Annotated in this window: 10 protein-coding genes; 1 reads left to right on the top strand and 9 read right to left on the bottom strand. The window is 65.6% G+C overall.

Annotated features, from left to right (window positions below):
• The 5 genes from EKM57_RS14485 to EKM57_RS14505 form a co-directional block, all read right to left on the bottom strand.
• The coding region (locus EKM57_RS14485) for an Ig-like domain-containing protein (RefSeq protein WP_165357464.1) at nucleotides 1–2,113 on the bottom strand (2,113 nt) is incomplete at its 3' end.
• 47 nt (nucleotides 2,114–2,160) lie between these two features.
• Complete coding sequence (locus EKM57_RS14490; RefSeq protein WP_129793238.1) at nucleotides 2,161–3,597, bottom strand: HlyD family type I secretion periplasmic adaptor subunit; 1,437 nt, start codon at nucleotides 3,595–3,597, stop codon at nucleotides 2,161–2,163.
• Nucleotides 3,598–3,602: 5 nt separating this feature from the next.
• Nucleotides 3,603–5,738, bottom strand: coding sequence for a type I secretion system permease/ATPase (locus EKM57_RS14495; protein WP_129793239.1), 2,136 nt, complete (start codon nucleotides 5,736–5,738; stop codon nucleotides 3,603–3,605).
• Nucleotides 5,739–5,793: 55 nt separating this feature from the next.
• A complete protein-coding gene (locus EKM57_RS14500) occupies nucleotides 5,794–7,164 on the bottom strand; it encodes a TolC family outer membrane protein (RefSeq protein ID WP_165357466.1) in 1,371 nt (456 codons plus the stop codon).
• An 828-nt stretch (nucleotides 7,165–7,992) separates the two neighbouring features.
• Nucleotides 7,993–9,153, bottom strand: coding sequence for an aldose epimerase family protein (locus EKM57_RS14505; protein ID WP_129793241.1), 1,161 nt, complete (start codon nucleotides 9,151–9,153; stop codon nucleotides 7,993–7,995).
• Nucleotides 9,154–9,421: 268 nt separating this feature from the next.
• On the opposite strand from EKM57_RS14505, the gene EKM57_RS14510 reads away from it, so the two are divergent.
• Entirely contained in the window at nucleotides 9,422–11,227 is a 1,806-nt protein-coding gene (locus EKM57_RS14510) for an IlvD/Edd family dehydratase (protein ID WP_129793242.1), read from the top strand.
• A gap of 50 nt (nucleotides 11,228–11,277) precedes the next feature.
• On the opposite strand, the gene EKM57_RS14515 is transcribed toward EKM57_RS14510, so the two are convergent.
• Genes EKM57_RS14515 through araD1 form a run of 4 tightly spaced genes read right to left on the bottom strand, consistent with a single transcriptional unit; the run spans nucleotide 11,278 to nucleotide 17,153 of the window.
• Entirely contained in the window at nucleotides 11,278–13,623 is a 2,346-nt protein-coding gene (locus EKM57_RS14515) for a glycoside hydrolase family 127 protein (protein WP_243451060.1), read from the bottom strand.
• A 19-nt stretch (nucleotides 13,624–13,642) separates the two neighbouring features.
• Nucleotides 13,643–15,211 carry an alpha-N-arabinofuranosidase gene (locus tag EKM57_RS14520; RefSeq protein ID WP_129793243.1) on the bottom strand — a complete coding sequence of 523 codons (1,569 nt, stop codon included), beginning with the start codon at nucleotides 15,209–15,211 and terminating at the stop codon, nucleotides 13,643–13,645.
• A 35-nt stretch (nucleotides 15,212–15,246) separates the two neighbouring features.
• On the bottom strand, nucleotides 15,247–16,170 hold the full coding sequence (locus tag EKM57_RS14525) for a Gfo/Idh/MocA family protein (protein ID WP_129793244.1): 924 nt from the start codon (nucleotides 16,168–16,170) through the stop codon (nucleotides 15,247–15,249).
• The gene (araD1, locus tag EKM57_RS14530; RefSeq protein ID WP_129793245.1) at nucleotides 16,167–17,153 is read right to left on the bottom strand and encodes an AraD1 family protein; all 987 of its coding nucleotides are present in this window, start codon (nucleotides 17,151–17,153) and stop codon (nucleotides 16,167–16,169) included. Before araD1 ends, EKM57_RS14525 begins: the two co-directional genes overlap by 4 nt.
• Nucleotides 17,154–17,172: the final 19 nt, after the last annotated feature.

Raw genomic sequence — 17,172 nt, forward strand, 5'->3', positions numbered from 1 at the left:
CGCTGGACCGACCGGGGAGCGTTCCCACCGCCACCGGACCGTCATTGGTGCCGGTCACCGTCACCTCGAGCGTGGCCGTGTCGGTGCCGCCCTCGCCGTCGCTGACCGTGTAGGTGATGCGCGTCGTCCGAGTCTCGCCGACCGCGAGATCGTCGAACTGGCCATTCGGGTCGAAATCGTAGCTGCCGTCGGCGTTCAGCGTGAACGTGCCGCCATTCGTGCCGCCCACCGAGGTGCCGACATTCGCCTCGGCGCCGTTCACCGCCCGCACCACCAGCGTGTCGCCGTCCGGATCGGCGTCATTGTCCAGCACGCCGTCCGCCGCGCTTACCACCAGAGGCGTGCCTTCGTCCGTCGTGTTGGCGTCGTCTGTTGCCGTCGGTGACGGATTATCTACCGTCCAGGTGAAGGTCTGCGTCGCCCTGCCGCCATGGCCGTCGTCCGCGGTCACCACCACGGCGTAGACTCCGGCCGGATTGCCGGGCGTGCTCGACTGGCTTGCCGAGGGATCGATCGTTCCGCTGATGATTCCGGTGACCGGGTCCAGTGTCAGGCCCGGCGGCAACCCGGTCGCCGTGTAGGCCAAGCCGTCGCCCTCCGGGTCCGAAAAGCCGGACTTGACGTCGACGTCCGTGATCGAATCCGAATCTGCGTCGGACCGTTCCGGGAGCGTGCCCGGGACGGGCGCATCGTTCACCGGCGTGACCCTGATGTCGAGAGTGCTATCGGCGGTGCCCCCGTCATTGCCGTCGGTGACGGTGTAGGTGACGGTCGGAACCGAGCCGTTCCAGTTCTGGTCGGGCGTGAAGCTGTAGTTCCCGCTCGGGTCGATGACCAAGGTTCCGACACCGGGTATCCGGGCAGTCTCTCCGGCTGGATAAGCCTGTCCGTTCACCTCGAAGCCGGTCACCCTGAGCGGATCGCCGTCGGGATCGCGGTCATTGTCCAGCACGTTGCCGCTCAGCGGCGTGTCTTCCGGAGTCGTCTCCACTTCGGGGAACGCTTCGGGCGCCGTGTTCATGACTTCAATCGTCACCGTCGTCGTCTCGGCGACCCCGCCCGCGACAACGGTATAGGTGTAGCTGTCCGGGCCGACATAGCCGTGGTTGGGCGTATAGGTGATCGTGCCGTCGGGGTTGATGACGACCGTGCCGTGCTCGCCCTGCGTCACGGCCGTGACTTCCGCCGCGCCATTTTCGAACGTATCGTTCTCGAGCACATCGGTGGTGACGGGATCGCCCGAACGGGTGGTGATCGCATCGGGCGCAATGTCGGCGACCGGCTCGACTTCGATGTCGAGCGTGCTGGTGGCGAATCCGCCGCGGCCGTCGTCGACCGTATAGGTGATCGTCGGCACGACGCCGTTCCAGTCGGACACGGGGGTGAAGCTGTAGCTTCCGTCGGGGCCGATCAGGACGGTGCCGACCCCCGTTATGGTCGCGGTTTCGCCGGCCGAATAGACTTGGCCGCCGACTTCGAACCGAATGACCGCCAGCGCCCCGTTTTCAGGATCGCCATCATTGTCGAGCACGTTGCCGGTCGCGGTCTCGTCTTCCTGGATGACCCGTATGTCGGGCACGGGTTCCGGCGCCCGATTGGTCGGCCGCTCCTCTTCCCGGCCGCGGCTGTAGCGCCACTCGAGGGCTTCGTCGGTCGGGTCCTCCCAATCGATCGTCATCGGCGGGACGACTTCCTGCACCCGTGCCAGGTTGAGAGGGGTGACGGCGTCGGTCTCCAGATCCTGGTCGATCCGGACGAGCTGGACGAATCGATAACCGTCTCCGGCCCGCTCAGCCGGAGCACGATCGGCTTCGCCTTCATCCTTGCCCAGCAGATCCTCTTCGATCATCCGTACCAGATCGGGCGGAGCCACGAACGCTTCGTCCTGATCGGGCGGGACGATGCTGAAGCCGCTGCCCTGGGGCCCTTCGAGTGTGACGAGCTCGGCTTCGGCGCCGGCGCCGTAGCTGACCGTGATCGTGGCGCCTGCGGCGAGGATGAGCGTTTCCTTGCCGGTCAGTTGGTCGCCGACGGAGAGTTGGCGCAGCGAGCCGTCGTCCGCTCTTGCCCAAACCTCTCCCGTGACGCCGACGACGATCCCGCTCTTGCTCATACCCATTCCTCAGTAATCAAATAGTCTTCGGCGCGTAGGCGGGCCGGCTAGCGTTCGCTCAAGGCATTCTGCCTGGCCCTCGATATCGGCTTCAAAAGATAGGAAAGCACCGTGCGCTTGCCCGTCAGAATGTCGAGCTGGACCGTCATGCCGGGGATCACCGGCAGGCCTTGCCGGAACTGGTTCCCGGTGGTTTCGGCCCTGACGATATAATAAGTGTTGCCATCGTCATCGGTGATGCTGTCGGGGCTGATGTGGGTCAGCGTCGCCTGCATTCCCCCGTAGACCGAGAAGTCGTAGGCGGTGAACTTCACCACGGCCGGCAGCTCCGGACGAAGGAACGCGATGTCGCGCGGCGACACCTTGGCCTCGACGACCAGCCGGCCTTCCGTCGGGACGACCTCGACCACCGCGTGGCCCGGCTGCACGACCCCGCCCACGGTGTTGTAAAGCACGCGCTGCACGAGCCCGGAGACGGGCGAGCGGATCTCGGAATATTTCACGCGGTCGGCGAGGCCGGTGACGTTCGGCCCGAGGCTGTTCAACTCGGCCATCGCGGCCGAGAGCTCGGCACGCCATTCATTCTTCGTCGTCACCTCGACGTCCCGGATACGGGTTTCCGCCTCCTGGATCCCGGAAGCGAGCTGCGCCCGCCTTGCACCGGCCTGCTGGCGTTCGCCCTGGGTCCGGGAGACCTCTCGCTCGAGCCTCAATATGTCCATCCCCGAGACGGCGCCCGATGCCAGCAACGGACGGGTGATGGTGATTTCCTCCTGCGCCATCCGGTGAGCGCGCTCCGCGGTCCGAAGCGCCGCCTCCACTTCCCGCAGTTCGTTGCGCCGCTGCGCGAGTTGCTGCCGGGCGATGAGGAGTCTCTCGTCGAGCTGCCTTCTGCTCTCAAAATAATATTGGCGCTCCTGCGCCAGGATCATCGCGGCTTCGCTGCCCTGGCCCGCCTCGGCCCCGGCAGGCTCATCCGGCTCGTAGGGCGTGCCGTCGACCAAGGCGCTCAGCCGCTCGATCTTCGCGTTCAGGGCGAAGGCCCTTGCCCTTCCCTCCGTCAGATTTGCGACGAAGCGGGTCGGATCGATCCGGACGAGGAGCTGGCCCTGCTGGACGCGCTGGCCTTCCCTGACGAAAATCTGCTCCACGACGCCGCCGTCGACCGACTGGACGATCTGCAATTGGCGTGACGGTATCACCTTGCCTTCGCCGCGGGTGACCTCGTCCACCGTCGCAAAGGCGGACCAGATCAGCAGGATCACGAATATCGCAACGACGCCGTAAAGGAGTCCGCGCGCCCGAATGACCTGTTGCCGGTCGATCGCATATCTCGCGCTCTCCCCCCAATCGCGCAGATCTCGCGACTGTCCCGACCAGAAGGGCCTGAACAAAGTGTCGAGCCACTTGCCGGCGCGCACGGCGCCGGCCGCACGGTCCAGCCCGTCGAACAAGCGCCTTTCGACCGGACGGCTATGGTCCATGCTCGTCATCCTGCCGCCCTTTGGATGTTGCCATTGTTCAGGCTCTCGAGGACCGCTGACTTGGGGCCGTCCGCGACGATCTTGCCCTCATCGATCACGATCAGCCGGTTCACCAGCTCCAGCATGGCCGGCTTGTGGGTGATCAGCAGCATGGTCCGGTGCTCCGCATAAGCGGCCAAGGCCCTCGTCACATGCGCCTCCAGCCGCCCGTCCATCGCGCTGGTCGGCTCGTCGAGCACGAGGATGCTTGCGTCCATGGCGACCGCCCGGGCTATCGCAACGGCCTGACGTTGGCCGCCCGACAGCCTGTTCCCGCCTTCTCCGACCGGCATTTCCAGGCCTTCGGCGTTGGCGCCGAGCATCGGAACCAGACCCGAAACGTCCATCGCCGCCGCCAGCCTTCGTTCTCGATTCTCACGGGGGGCGCCGAGCATGATGTTGTCGTGCACGGTGCCGAACAACAGCACCGGTTCCTGCGGGACATAGCCGATCCGCCGCCGCAGCTCGTCCGGATCGATCTGGCCGATGTGGACTCCGTCGACCATGACCATGCCCGCGCTGGGCTGATACAGCCCGAGGAGCAGCTTGCCGATCGTGCTCTTGCCCGAGCCGACGCGGCCGATGATTCCCACCTTCTCGCCCGCCCGGATGTGGAAACTGACCCCCTTCACCGCCTCCGCCTGGCTGCCCGGATAGTTGAAGGCCACGTTGCGGAACGCGATGTCGCCGTTGATGACCGGACGACTGATCCAGCTCCTGCCGACAGGTCGCTCCTGCGGCTGAGCCACGGTCTCGTCGAGTTGAACGAGCGCGGTGCGCGCCTGATAGAAGGAAGTCATCAACGATGCCGTCTGGGCGATCGGCGCCATGGCGCGGGACGAGAGCATGTAGGCGGCGATCATCCCGCCCTGGGTGATGTTGCCGTTGATAACCAGGTACACGCCGACGATGATCAGGACGCAGCCCACCGCCTGCTGGACCTGCGCAGTGACGCTGCCGACCGAACCCCCGAGCAGCCGCTGTCTTGCGACCTGGGACGACAGATATTCGGTCGCCTGCTCCCACACCTTCTGGACGCGGCTCGTGGCGCCGAAAGCCTTGAGAGTCTCGAGCGCGAAGAGGCCTTCCACCAGGGTGGCGTTGCGATGGGCTCCGGCCCGGCTCACCTCGTCGGATAGCGCGCTCAGTCGGGCGGCCACCGACAGCGCATAGAGGATGGCGATTGCGGTGCCGACCAGGAGGGGCAGCACCATCCAGAAGGAGATGAGCCCGATGATGAGCGCGAACAGCAGGAAGAAGGGCATGTCGACCAGGGTCAGCACCGTCATCGACCCGATGAAGCCGCGGACCGATTCGAAGGACTGCACGCTCGTGGCGTAGCTGCCGACGGAGGCGGGGCGTTGCTCGAGCCGCATTCCGAGCACGCGTTCCATGATGCGAGCGGAAAGGCGATTGTCGGCGCGGGCCGCCGCCGCATCGACGAACCAGCTGCGCATGTGGCGCAGCACCAGGTCACCGATCAGTACGATCAGGATGCCGGCGGACAGCACCCAGAGGGTGTCGGTCGCCTGGTTCGGCACGACGCGGTCATACACGTTCATCACGAACAGCGGCATCGCCATGGCGAAGAGATTGACGAACAGCGCTGCGATCAGGACGTCGGCATAGAGCCTTCGATTGCCCCTGATCACGTCCCAGAACCAGTGCCCCTCCGCTTCTTCGGAAGGCGAGCTGACACGCTCGTCCGGCCGATAAACGGGGCGGCAATAGATCGCCTGGCCGAGGTAGCGAGGCTCGAGCTCGTCCAGCGCGAGATGGACCCTCTGATCGACCGATCCGAGGTCGGGAAAGACCACCGAAGCGGTTCGGGCTTCGGAATCCACCGAATAGATGATGCAGGCATGCTCGTCGCGGAGCAGCAGCACGGCCGGCAGCAGCGCGGGGTTCAGTCCGGCGATCGGCGTCTCGGCCAGGCGGGCCGTGAAGCCGATACGCTCTGCGGCGCGCGGAAACAGCGCTGGCGTCAGGGAGCCGTCGAGAGGCAGGCCCGAAGTCAGGGCATCGCGGGTCGTCGCGGTGCCACGCTCTCCGGCGAGCAGAAGCAGGCAGCTCAGGAGATCGTCTCTGCCTCGATGCTCCATAGATGTACCTTCACTTCCTGACGCGAGCGGTTACGGGCGCTCCTGTTCACGACACCTAGCGAACCGAGGCGAGGGCCCCGCCGCAATCGATCGAGGCGGGCTGTGCGTCGTCGTCGAACGCGCTGATGGCCGGCATTCCTTCGCGCGACTGGCCGAGCACGTCGAGCAGAATGCCCATGGCGCGCAGCGTGCGGTAATAGGCCTTGGTCAGCTCATGCTGCGCCTGGGCATAGGACCGCTCGGACTGGAATGCTTCGTTCTTCGCGTCCAGCACATCGAGCAAGGTGCGGCGACCGATATAGAATTGCTGTTCATAAGCGGTCGCGACATTGGCCGAACGCATACGGTGGGCGTCGAGCGCCTCCAGCCGGGCCCTGAGGCTGACGACGTTGTTCCAGGCGATCGACGCGTTCTGGCGCAGATCCACGCAAGCCTTCTGGAGCAGATCCTCGCTTTGATAGAGCCGCCGCACCGCCGCCTCGCTGCGCGCCTGGTCGGCGCCGCCGCGAAACAGGTTGTAGCTGAAATTCAGCCCTACGAAGGCTTCCTCGCCTCGACCGCGGGGGTCGAACTGGGCGTCGAAGCTGCTGCTGTTGCGATAGGTTCCGCCGCGCGCGGCAACCGAAACCCTCGGATAATAAGCCGCCTTGCTTTCGGCGACGGCCGCCCTCGCCGCCTCGATCGTGGCATTGGCAGCGTAGAGGCTCGGATGATTGCGGACCGCCTGGTTCAGCACCGACTCCAGATCGGCGGGCACGCTGGTGCTGGCGACGGCGAAATCCTCGAGCGCCTCGGCAGGCGGGCGGCCCACGATTCGTTGGAAGCGGGCAGTCACGTCGTGGAGATTGGCCTGCTCGGTAAGCATATTGGCCTCGGCGAGGGCGAGACGGCCGGCCGCCTGCTCGAGATCCGCCATGTTGCTGACGCCCGATTCCGCGCGCTCGCTGATCAGTGCATGGACGCTCTGGTGCGTCGCATAATTCTCGCGGGCCAGAGCGAGCGTCTCGCGAAACTGACGCACGTCCTCATAGGCTTCGATCGCCTCGAGCGCCTTGTTCTGCACTTCGTCGAGCAGTTCATAGTAACGCGCGAGCCGATTCTGGTCGGCCTCCTCAAGCTGGCTGCGCACCAGGAAGCCATCGAACAGCATCTGGCTGATCTGCAGCTCAACATAGTCGCGAGTGAACCAGCCGCGATCGTCATATTCGCGTGTGGCCGCGCCATATTCGCCGTTCACGTCGACGGAGGGGAGATAGCCGCCCCTGGCAGCGCGCCGGTCCGCGCTCGAGGCGCGGAAGGCCTCCCAGCGTGCCTGAACCTCCGGTTGGGTGTTGATGGCCAGGTCGACCGCCTGGTCGACCGTCGCCACCGCCGCTGCGGGGGCGACTTCCTGCGCCGAAAGGCCGCCACTCGCCGTGATGCTCAACGCGAATATCGCCGCGCAACCGCTCAAATTCCTGATGAGCGTCCCACTCTTTCCAGCCAAACGAGGCTGGCCCCCTCTGCATGCGCGACCCACTTAATACCTTTCTACTCGACAATTCATGTCAAAGCGGCATCGCTTCCAGGACGATACCGGACGTAAATGTGCGCGGCCCGGAAAGCAGACGCCTCCGGAGCATCGACGATGTGCGGTGAGAGCGATCGGTCCTGGCGGCCCCCGCGGCCGTCGGCCCATCTCGCTGCTAGGAGAACCCCCCGTTGTCGACGAGAGCGGGATGCCGGAAAATAGTTAATAAAGTCTTAAGAAATTGTAAAATGTTATCAAATATCATGTACTTGCACCAGCAAGTAGATGGCCGGCTTCGCCCCTGAGTCAAGAGCGAGTGCAGCGCACCGGCAAGACCCGTGGAGGTCCTTCGGCCGCGCGGCCGCTCACTGGCGGGAGGTGATCAACAAAAGGTAAAACTTCCTTACCGCACCTTCCGCTTGGAGGTCCCGCCGCCGTCACCGTGCGGGCTGCTGAAGGTTCGTCGGCGGCGCGCCGGATCGCCGGCTGCGAACCTTTGCGCCTCCACCGCAGGAAAGGCGATGCCGCGGCGGATCGGGGGCGGACTTAGGGGAGTGGCTAGATCGCTGTCGCCGCGGACCGCGGCCGAGCCGTGATCACATCTGCGCTCAACGGGAGGGTCCGGATGAGCGCGCGGGGCCTGAGCGCGGCCTTGACCGGCCGCGCCAATGCAGCCCGACAACAGCAGAGCTCCGCCTCCCAGTCCGGGCCGAGGCCGGCATCGGTCGCATCCGGAGGGCCGTCCTAATCGTCGTGCTGCGAGACGGAGAAACGAAACTGCACGAGGTTTCGATAGGTTTCGCCGGGATCGAGCCGGACGGAGCCAAACTCCGGCCGGTTCGGCGCATCGGGGAACATCTGCGGCTCCAGCACGATCGCGTCGCCCTGACGGTACAGCTTTCCCGCTTTTCCCACGATCGTCGCGTCGAGGAAATTTCCCGAATAGAACTGAATTCCCGGCTGGTTCGACAGCACCTGCATGACCCTGCCGGATGTCGGCTCCTCCACCCGGGCGAGCAGTCTCGGCTCAGGCGCCAGGTCGCGCGCTACGACCCAATTATGGTCGTAGCCCTTCCCGAACACGATCTGCTGGTCCGCGTCGCGTACGCGCGCACCGATCGGGGTTGGCATCCGGAAATCGAACACGGTGCCTTCCACGGGCCTGAACTCGCCGGTGGGGATCAATGTCGAGTCCACCGGCGTGAAATGGTCGGCCGGAATTGTGAGCAAGTGACCCATGGCGCCCTGGGGCGAGCCCTCGCCGGCAAGATTCCAGTAGGCGTGGTTGGAGATGTTCACCACGGTGGGACGATCGGTGGTAGCGCGATAATCCACCGACAAGGTGTTCGTCTCATCCAGCGAGTAGGTCGCCGTTACCGTGAGCGTCCCCGGATAGCCTTGGTCCATGTGCGGGCTGACGTAGCGCAGAGTGACGCTCGGCGTCGGCCCCTCCTGCACTTCGACGACCTGCCACAGTACCTTGTCGAAGCCTTTCGTGCCGCCGTGAAGGGCGTTCGGCCCGTCATTGACCGGGGTCTGGTAAGCCTGGCCGTCCAGCGTGAACCTTCCCCGGGCAATGCGATTGGCGACACGGCCCACGGTCGCTCCGAAGAACTCCCCCTTGGCAAGATAGCCGTCGAGCGTGGGATATCCGAGCACGACGTCGCTTCGCTCGCCCTTTCGGTCCGGCACCAGCAGCGACTGCAACGCCGCACCGTAGGTGATGATCCGCGCTTCCAGCCCTCGATCGTTGCGAAGCGTGATCGCTTCCACAGTCTCTCCGGTCGGCATCTGCCCAAAGGCGGACCGTGATGCATCGGCGGCCGATGCTCCCGAAGATGCGCCCAGGGCGCCCACATAGCCCAGCAATGTCATGGCGAATCGGAGCCCCTTCCTCACCAGCATCCTCCTCAGAAAGGCGTCGATCGAAGTTCCACCATTTGTATGAGTATATCACCACAGCACAAGAGCAACCTTTCGGTCCCGGCCGGACTGGACGCTCGCACATAGGCTGCGCACGGTGACCCTTGCCGAGTTCACAATTCTTTGGCATTTGTCTGAGTAATGTGCCTAGCCCGAACCGATGGCGGACTACCCTTCCGGGAGCCGGAACGTACGCGCGCTCGATCTGGCACTTATTCCGGCAACCTGACGCGAGTGGTAGATAATCAAGATGAGCACTGATCCGACCGTCGGCCGCAAACGCCTGCGCTCGCGCGCCTGGTTCGACGACCCGTCGAATGCCGACATGACGGCCTTGTACCTCGAGCGGTACATGAATTTCGGCGTCTCCCTCGAAGAACTGCAGTCGGGCCGCCCGATCATCGGCATCGCTCAGACCGGCAGCGACCTCAGCCCGTGCAACCGCCACCACCTGGTCCTCGCCGAGCGCGTGCGGGCGGGCATCTCGGAGGCCGGGGGGATTCCCTTCGAATTCCCGGTCCATCCGATCCAGGAAACAGGCAAGCGGCCCACCGCCGGCCTGGACCGGAACCTCGCTTATCTGGGCCTTGTCGAGATCCTGTTCGGCTATCCGATCGACGGCGTGGTGCTGACCACCGGATGCGACAAGACCACGCCCGCCTGCCTGATGGCCGCCGCCACGGTGAACATACCCGCCATTTCCCTGTCCGTGGGGCCGATGCTCAACGGCTGGTACAAGGGAAAGCGGACCGGGTCGGGCACTATCGTCTGGCAGGCGCGGGAGATGCTCGCGTCCGGAGATATCGACTATCAGGGATTCATCAGGCTCGTGGCGTCGTCGGCGCCTTCGACCGGCTTCTGCAACACGATGGGCACCGCAACGACGATGAACTCGCTGGCCGAGGTGCTTGGCATGTCGCTTCCGGGTTCCGCCGCCATTCCGGCCCCCTATCGGGATCGCCAGGAGGCCGCCTACCGCACCGGACTTCAGATCGTCGAGATGGTCGAGGCGGACCGGAAGCCCTCGGACATCATGACGCGCGAATCCTTCATCAACGCCATCCGCATCAATTCGGCGATCGGCGGCTCGACGAATGCCCCGATCCATCTTGTGGCGCTCGCCCGTCATGCGGGCGTCGAGCTCTCGATCGACGATTGGGAGACATATGGCCGCGACGTTCCGCTCCTCGTCAACCTGCAGCCGGCGGGCGAGTATCTCGGCGAGGATTATTACCGCGCGGGGGGCGTGCCTGCGGTGGTGGCCGAGCTGATGCGCCAAGGTCTCATCTACGAGGACGCGCTGACGGCGAACGGGCGCACCATCGGCGAAAATTGCCGAGACGCCCTCATCGAGGACGTCGACGTCATTCGGCCATTCGACCGTCCGCTCAAGGAAGCGGGAGGCTTCCTGGTGCTCCGCGGAAATCTCTTCGACAGCGCGATCATGAAGTTGAGCGTCATCTCCGACGAATTCCGCCAACGTTATCTCTGCAATCCCGACGATCCCGACGCGTTCGAAGGCCCCGTCGCGGTCTTTGACGGGCCCGAGGATTATCACGCCCGGATCGACGATCCCTCGCTCGGCATCGACGACAACACCCTGCTCGTGATGCGCGGGGCCGGCCCGATCGGCTATCCGGGCGCCGCAGAGGTGGTCAACATGCGCCCGCCGGCCAAGCTCATCCGCGCCGGCATTCATGCCCTGCCCTGCATCGGGGACGGCCGCCAATCGGGGACTTCGGGAAGCCCGTCGATCCTCAACGCGTCACCCGAAGCCGCGGCGGGCGGCGGGCTCGCGCTGCTGCGCAACGGGGACCGGGTGCGGATCGATCTCAAGACCGGCCAGGCCAATATCCTGCTGCCGCCCGGCGAGCTCGAACAACGGCGCGCCGAGCTCGAGGCGCAGGGCGGCCTCGCCTATCCCGAGAGCCAGACGCCGTGGCAGGAGCTCCAGCGCGCAACCGTGGGGCAGAACGGCGAAGGTGCGGTGCTGGAGCCTGCGGTCAAGTATCAGCGCCTCGCCCAGCACTTCGGCGTGCCGCGCCACAATCACTGATGCCGCAATAGCGCGGACCCAAGCGAGCCGATCGCCCGCGGGCCGGAGGTTCAGCCGACGGAGCGCGCGGCGATCCGATCGGGCGGAGATGCGAGGATCCGGCATTCGTAGACCGGCGCGTCGCTGCCCCGGGTCTCGAAACGCACGCGCACCTTGTCCTTGCCGCGCGTCAGGGCCGGGGGAATCGGATATTCGACCGTGACGAAACGCCTGCTCGGTGCGCCCGCGCGCCGTTCGTTGGCGATGCGCGTTCCGTCGACGAGGATGTCGAAATTCTTGTCGACCTCCTCGCCCCAATAAAGAGCGGCGAGGGTCATCGGCCCGGAACGCACCGCCAGCGTGAACTCGATATAATTGCCCTCGCCCCACCAGGCCTGGCGACCGCTTCGGCCATTCCAACTCAGCAGGTCGGCATGATTGGCGACGAAGTCATGGTCGCGCTCGGGCTGCATCTCGCCCAGGTGGATCACGTCCACCGTGCGCGCCTCGAGGTCGGCCTTCTCGCGCTGAGCCTGCTGCCAATGCGCTTGCTCGGCTCGCCACTGCTCGCGGGTGAAGATCGGGAAATAGACAGCAGTGCGGCGATCATATTGGTTGAAGAACGGCTTCAGAATCAGCTCCTGCGGAACCGCGCCACTCGTCCGGTACACATGCGGCTCCCCACCGACCGGCTGGAGCATGCGCGCCGGATCGACGGACACCAAAGCCGGAGGAAGCGCATCGAACGGAGCATCCGCCGGCCCGAGATCGGCGGCGAGGACGAGGGGGCCGTGGAGAAAGGCCAGCAACCGCGGATTGTCGGGCGTCGCTTCGGTTCTCAGCGCCATCGGCAGGTCCAGGCGGAGACGGTCGCCGGGCTCCCAGCGGCGCGTAAGCACCGCATAACCCTGCCGGAGGTCGAAGGCCGCCGCCTCGCCATTGAGCGTGAGGACCGGGCCTTCGCACCAGCCGGGCAGCCGAAGCGCGATCGACAGCGGTTCACCCGGAGCTCGCGTGATTCGGAAGTCCACCCGGCCGGAGAAGGGATAGGCGGTATCGAGCTCGAACCGGCCCCGCTCCGCCCAATCGAGCGTCGAGGGGATGAAGAGGTTGACGTAAAGGGTGCGGCCATCCTCCCAGTAAATGGACTCGCCATGCTTGGAATGGCTCTCGATGCCGGACCCGACGCAGCACCAGAAGCTGTCCTCCGGCGTGGAATAGGTGCGCCGGGCGCCGGAGGTGAGCGGCATGAAATAGGCGAACATCCCCGTTTTCGGGTGCTGGTGCGCCATGATGTGGTTGAGATGCGCGCGCTCGTAATAGTCGAACATGGCGGCGTCCGGCTGCCAGGCGTAAAGGTGCCGGGTCAGCTTCAACATGTTGTAGGTGTTGCAGGCTTCGCACGTACGGTCGGTGATGAAGGGCGCGAGGATTCCGGGTTGGCCGAAATGCTCGCGATCCGAATTTCCGCCGATGACATAGCTGTGGTCCCTCACCACCGTCTGGTGGAAGAAGCGTGCCGCCGCTGCGTGGCGCGGTTCGCCGCCCAATTCGTGGAGCCGGGCCAGGCCGATGACCTTCGGTATCTGCGTGTTGGCGTGCAGGCCCGGCAGGTTGTTGCGTCCTTCCGCGAGCGGATCCAGCACCCGGCGGTCACGTATGCGCTCGGCGAGGGCCAGGTAGCGCCGATCGCCCGTCAGCGCATAGGTCTCGGCATAGCTGTCGTTGAGGCCGCCATATTCGGCCGCAAGCAGTCGCTGCATCTGCGCGTCGTCGAGGCGTTCGAGGATGGCGGCGAGGTAATCGGCCATGCCCAACATCACGCCCAGGGCGAGAGGATCACCCGCATGACGGTGGGCATCGATCAGGCCCGCATGGACCTTGTGCCAGGTGTACAGCGGCACCCAGCCGCCATTGATGTCGAAGCCCCCGGTGCGAATGTCGCCGCGGCGTATCTCCTCGAAGACGATCTTGCCGTCGAGGAGCTCGCCATCGCGTTCGACGGTCGTCCCGCCGACATAGCCGTCCCCATGCGCAGCCTGGATGCGCGCAAGCTCGGCCACGATGTACAACACCCGGTCCCGCAAGGCCGCATCGCCGGTCTGCGCAAAAGCGAGGGAGCAGGCGGAGAGATAATGGCCGAGCGTATGGCCGGCGATTCCACGCGCCTCCCACCCGCCATAGCGGTCACCCTTGACCGGCAGGCCGGCGCTCTTGTGGAAATTGTGCAGCAGCCGGTCGGGCTCGAGCGCGAGAAGATAAAGGCGGTTCGCCGTCACGGCCTCCGCGTAGATGGACGGCTTGAGGCGTACGGCGGAAAGCGGGAGCGGCCGGGCCTTCACGCGGCCCGCCTCGCGGACCGCGGCGGCCATCGCCGGGCCGGCGAGCGCGAGCGCGCTCGCCGAGAGAAGAAACACCCGGCGCGAGAGCAAGGCTCTACTCGACCGCGACCACGGCGACCGACTTGGCCGGAAGGTCGAACACCAGCCGGCCATTCTCGACTCGGCCGCTATAAGCGACCGGCCGGATCCTGTTCGGCTGGTCGAACGTGTTGTGGGTGTCGAGCGCCGGCCCGGTCAGCACGCGTCCGCTGGCCCCGCGCACGTTCTGTCCCGTGACGTTGGCGACGACGCGGGCCGGCCGGTTGGGGTCGAGGTTCACGAGCGAAAGGTGAAGCCGTCCCGACGTATCCCGGGCTGCCGAGACGTCGACGCGCGGGAGCCGCGTTTCCCCGAACCGATATTCGGGTGCCTCCACGCTTGCGGCGAGCGGGGTCGCCCCCTGGAACGAGCGATACATGTCGAAAACGTGGTACGTCGGCGTCAGGACCATCCGAGGGCCGTCGGTCAGGATCATCGCCTGAAGCACGTTCACCATCTGGGCGATATTGGCCATGCGCACCCGGTCGGTGTGACGATGGAAAATGTTGAAGGTCAGTGCCGCGACATGGGCGTCGCGCAACGAGTTCTGCTGGTAGAGGAAGCCCGGAGTCGAGCCCGGCTCCTGATCGTACCAGGTTCCCCATTCGTCGACGAACAGGCCGACGCGCCGTTCCGGATCATGCCGGTCCATGATCGCCTTGTGCCGAGTGATCAGCTCGTCCATTCGCAACGCGTTGCGCAGCGTCGAAACCCACTTGTCCTCGCCGAAGCCCGTCGCCGGGCCCTTGTCCTCCCAGCTGCCGGGGAAGGTGTAATAGTGAAGGCTGAGCGCATCCATCTGGTTGCGCGCGCGGTCCATCATCACTTCGGTGAAGTTGTAGTCGTCGACATTGGCGCCGGTCGCGACCTTCACGATAGGCACGCCGCGCGGCGTCTTCACGAAGGTCTGGTAGCGGCGGTGGAGGTCGGCCGAATATTCCGGCCGCATATTGCCGCCGCAGCCCCAGCTTTCGTTGCCGACTCCGAAGAATTGCACGCGCCATGGCCGGTCGCGACCATTCCTGCGACGCTCGTTAGCGAGGGTCGATTGGCTGTCGGAGGTCATATATTCGACCCACTCGGCCATCTCGCGCGGCGAGCCGCTGCCCATGTTGCCGGCAACATATGCCTCGGCCCCGATCAGCTCGGCGAAATTCAGAAACTCGTGCGTGCCGAAATGGTTGTTCTCGGTGACGCCGCCCCAGTGGGTATTGACCCGCACCGGACGCTGATCGCGCGGCCCGATTCCGTCGCGCCAATTATATTCGTCGGCGAAGCAACCGCCGGGCCAGCGAACCACCGGAATCCTGAGGTTTCTCAGCGCCTCGACGACGTCGTTGCGATACCCCGCGGTATTGGGGATCGGGGAATCCTCTCCGACCCACACGCCCTCATAGATGCCGCGGCCGAGATGCTCGGCGAAATGGCCATAGATGTTGCGGTCGATGACCGGACCCGCCTGCGCAGTGTCTACCGTGACCGTCACCGGCACGGGCGTGCTGTTCTGGGAGATCGCCGCCGTCCCGCTCATTCCGGCAATAGCCGCCACTGCCAGCAGGCATTTCTTGATGATTTTCCGGCTCATACCCTTCTCCCTCGTTTCGCCTCTCGGGGGCGGATTCAGTCTTCGAACGGTTCGACCTCCAGGCGACGACCCAACAGGAAGGCGTCCGCCACATGCCGGAAGGGCGCGAGATCCGCGTCGACCGCGCGCGCACGGACCAGCTCGGCAAAGCGGGCGTAGAGGTTCGGATATTCGGCTTCCGGCGCTTCGAACACGACTTGGCCATCCACCGCCATCGCCGCGCCGCCGCTGGAGAGCGTCAGCTGCCCGCTATCGGTCTCGACGATTATGTCCCAGGTCTGCGGGCCGATCTGGCGCCAGTCGAGCTCGACCTCGACCGGCGCCCGGTCGTGCGTGAAGCTCAGGCGCGCCGCGATTGGGGCCTGCCGGTTGGCGGGATAGAAGAGCTCGGCTTCGTGCAGCACCATGGCCTGCGGAAGTATTCGGGTCGCGATCGAAAGGGCATTGATGCCGGGATCGAAGATCCCGAGACCGCCCGGTTCCCAGATCCATGCTTGCCCCGGATGCCATCGGCGGACGTCTTCCTTCCAGACGATGCCCACCGAATGGATGCCTCGCCCGGAAAGCCAGGTGCGGGCGGTCTCGACCGCCGGCGCTTCGCGCGAATGCCAGGTCGCGAACAGGGCCACCCCCTTGTCGCGGGCGAGCGCGATCAGCGCCTCCACCTCCGCGACCGTTGCGCCGGGGGGCTTTTCGAGCATGACATGATAGCCGCGCTCGATCGCCTCGCGCGCAAGCGCGTAGCGGCCCTGGGGCGGCGTGCAGAGCGAGATGGCGTCGACATCGGGCCGCGCTGCGGCGAGGTCCGCAAGCGTGCGGAAGCCGTCGAGCCCGTCCGGCGGTTCGTGACGGGTGACGCCGCCGACGAGGTCGAAGTCGGGGTTGGCCGCCAGTGCCGGCAGGTGCTGATCCCGCGCAATCTTGCCAATGCCGACGATCGCGACCCTGATCGGGCTCACAGCGCGCGCACTTCTGGAACGCTGCTCTCACCGCGGACGAGCCGGTTGCGCAGCGGCATCGTGAACGGTTCGGCCGAAATCTCGAACTCGTCTCCTTCCTGCGTCTCGATCTCGTCGGCGAAGGACAATGTCGCCGTGCCGAGGAAGTGCACGTGCACGTCGCCGGGCCTTCGGAACAGATCGTATTTGAAGTGATGATGTTCCAGATTGGCGAGGCTGTGGGACATGTTGGCCTCGCCCGACAGAAACGCCTTCTCCCAGAGCACGGCTCCGTCCCGCAAGATGCGGCTGGTGCCGCGAATCTCTGCCGGCAATTCCCCGGTCAGGAGTTCGGCGCCGAGGGCGGCCGGCCGCAGCTTGGAATGGGCGAGCCAGAGATAGTTTCCCCGCTCGGTCACGTGGTCCGAAAATTCGTTGGCGAGCGCGAAGCCGAGGCGCCAGGGACGGCCCTCGTCGTCGATCAGGTAGATTCCGGCAATCTCGGGTTCCTCGCCGCCGTCGAGCGCGAATTCGGGCGCAGCGAGCGGCGCGTCCGGCCCGACCAGGCACGAGCCGTCTCCCTTGTAGAACCATTCGGGCTGAACGCCGACGGCGCCCGCACCGGGCTTTCCGCCCTCGACGCCCATCAGGAACATACGCATCGAATCGGTCGCCGCGCCGGCCGCGGCCGCCTTGTGCATCCTATCGCGCCCCTCGGCGGAGCCGAGATGGGTGAGGCCCGTGCCGGTCAAGTGTAGATGGGCTGGATCGGGATGATCGATCGGAGCGAGGATGCGCCTCTGGGATCTTGCTGCTTCGAGGTCGACCGCTCCGCCGAGCCGCGAGCGCGCAGCATCCGCGAGCGTCGTGCCTTCGGCCAGTGCGAGACGGGCAAGCGCATAGCTGCTCTCGATGCCCTCGACGCGGCGGACCTGGCCTTGATCGATCGCCGCCACCAGCCGCTCGCCGCCGGTGTCGCGCAGTTGAACCAGATGAAGCGCCATGATCCTCCCCGAATGCCCG

The organism is Sphingosinicella sp. CPCC 101087 (assembly GCF_004151485.1).
Lineage (GTDB): Bacteria > Pseudomonadota > Alphaproteobacteria > Sphingomonadales > Sphingomonadaceae > Allosphingosinicella.

Coding starts and splice junctions, on each gene's coding strand:
- EKM57_RS14505 (WP_129793241.1), bottom strand. CDS start 9,153: ATGCTGGTGAGGAAGGGGCTCCGATTCGCCATGACATTGCTGGGCTAT.
- EKM57_RS14520 (WP_129793243.1), bottom strand. CDS start 15,211: ATGAGCCGGAAAATCATCAAGAAATGCCTGCTGGCAGTGGCGGCTATT.
- EKM57_RS14490 (WP_129793238.1), bottom strand. CDS start 3,597: ATGGACCATAGCCGTCCGGTCGAAAGGCGCTTGTTCGACGGGCTGGAC.
- EKM57_RS14510 (WP_129793242.1), top strand. CDS start 9,422: ATGAGCACTGATCCGACCGTCGGCCGCAAACGCCTGCGCTCGCGCGCC.
- araD1 (WP_129793245.1), bottom strand. CDS start 17,153: ATGGCGCTTCATCTGGTTCAACTGCGCGACACCGGCGGCGAGCGGCTG.
- EKM57_RS14495 (WP_129793239.1), bottom strand. CDS start 5,738: ATGGAGCATCGAGGCAGAGACGATCTCCTGAGCTGCCTGCTTCTGCTC.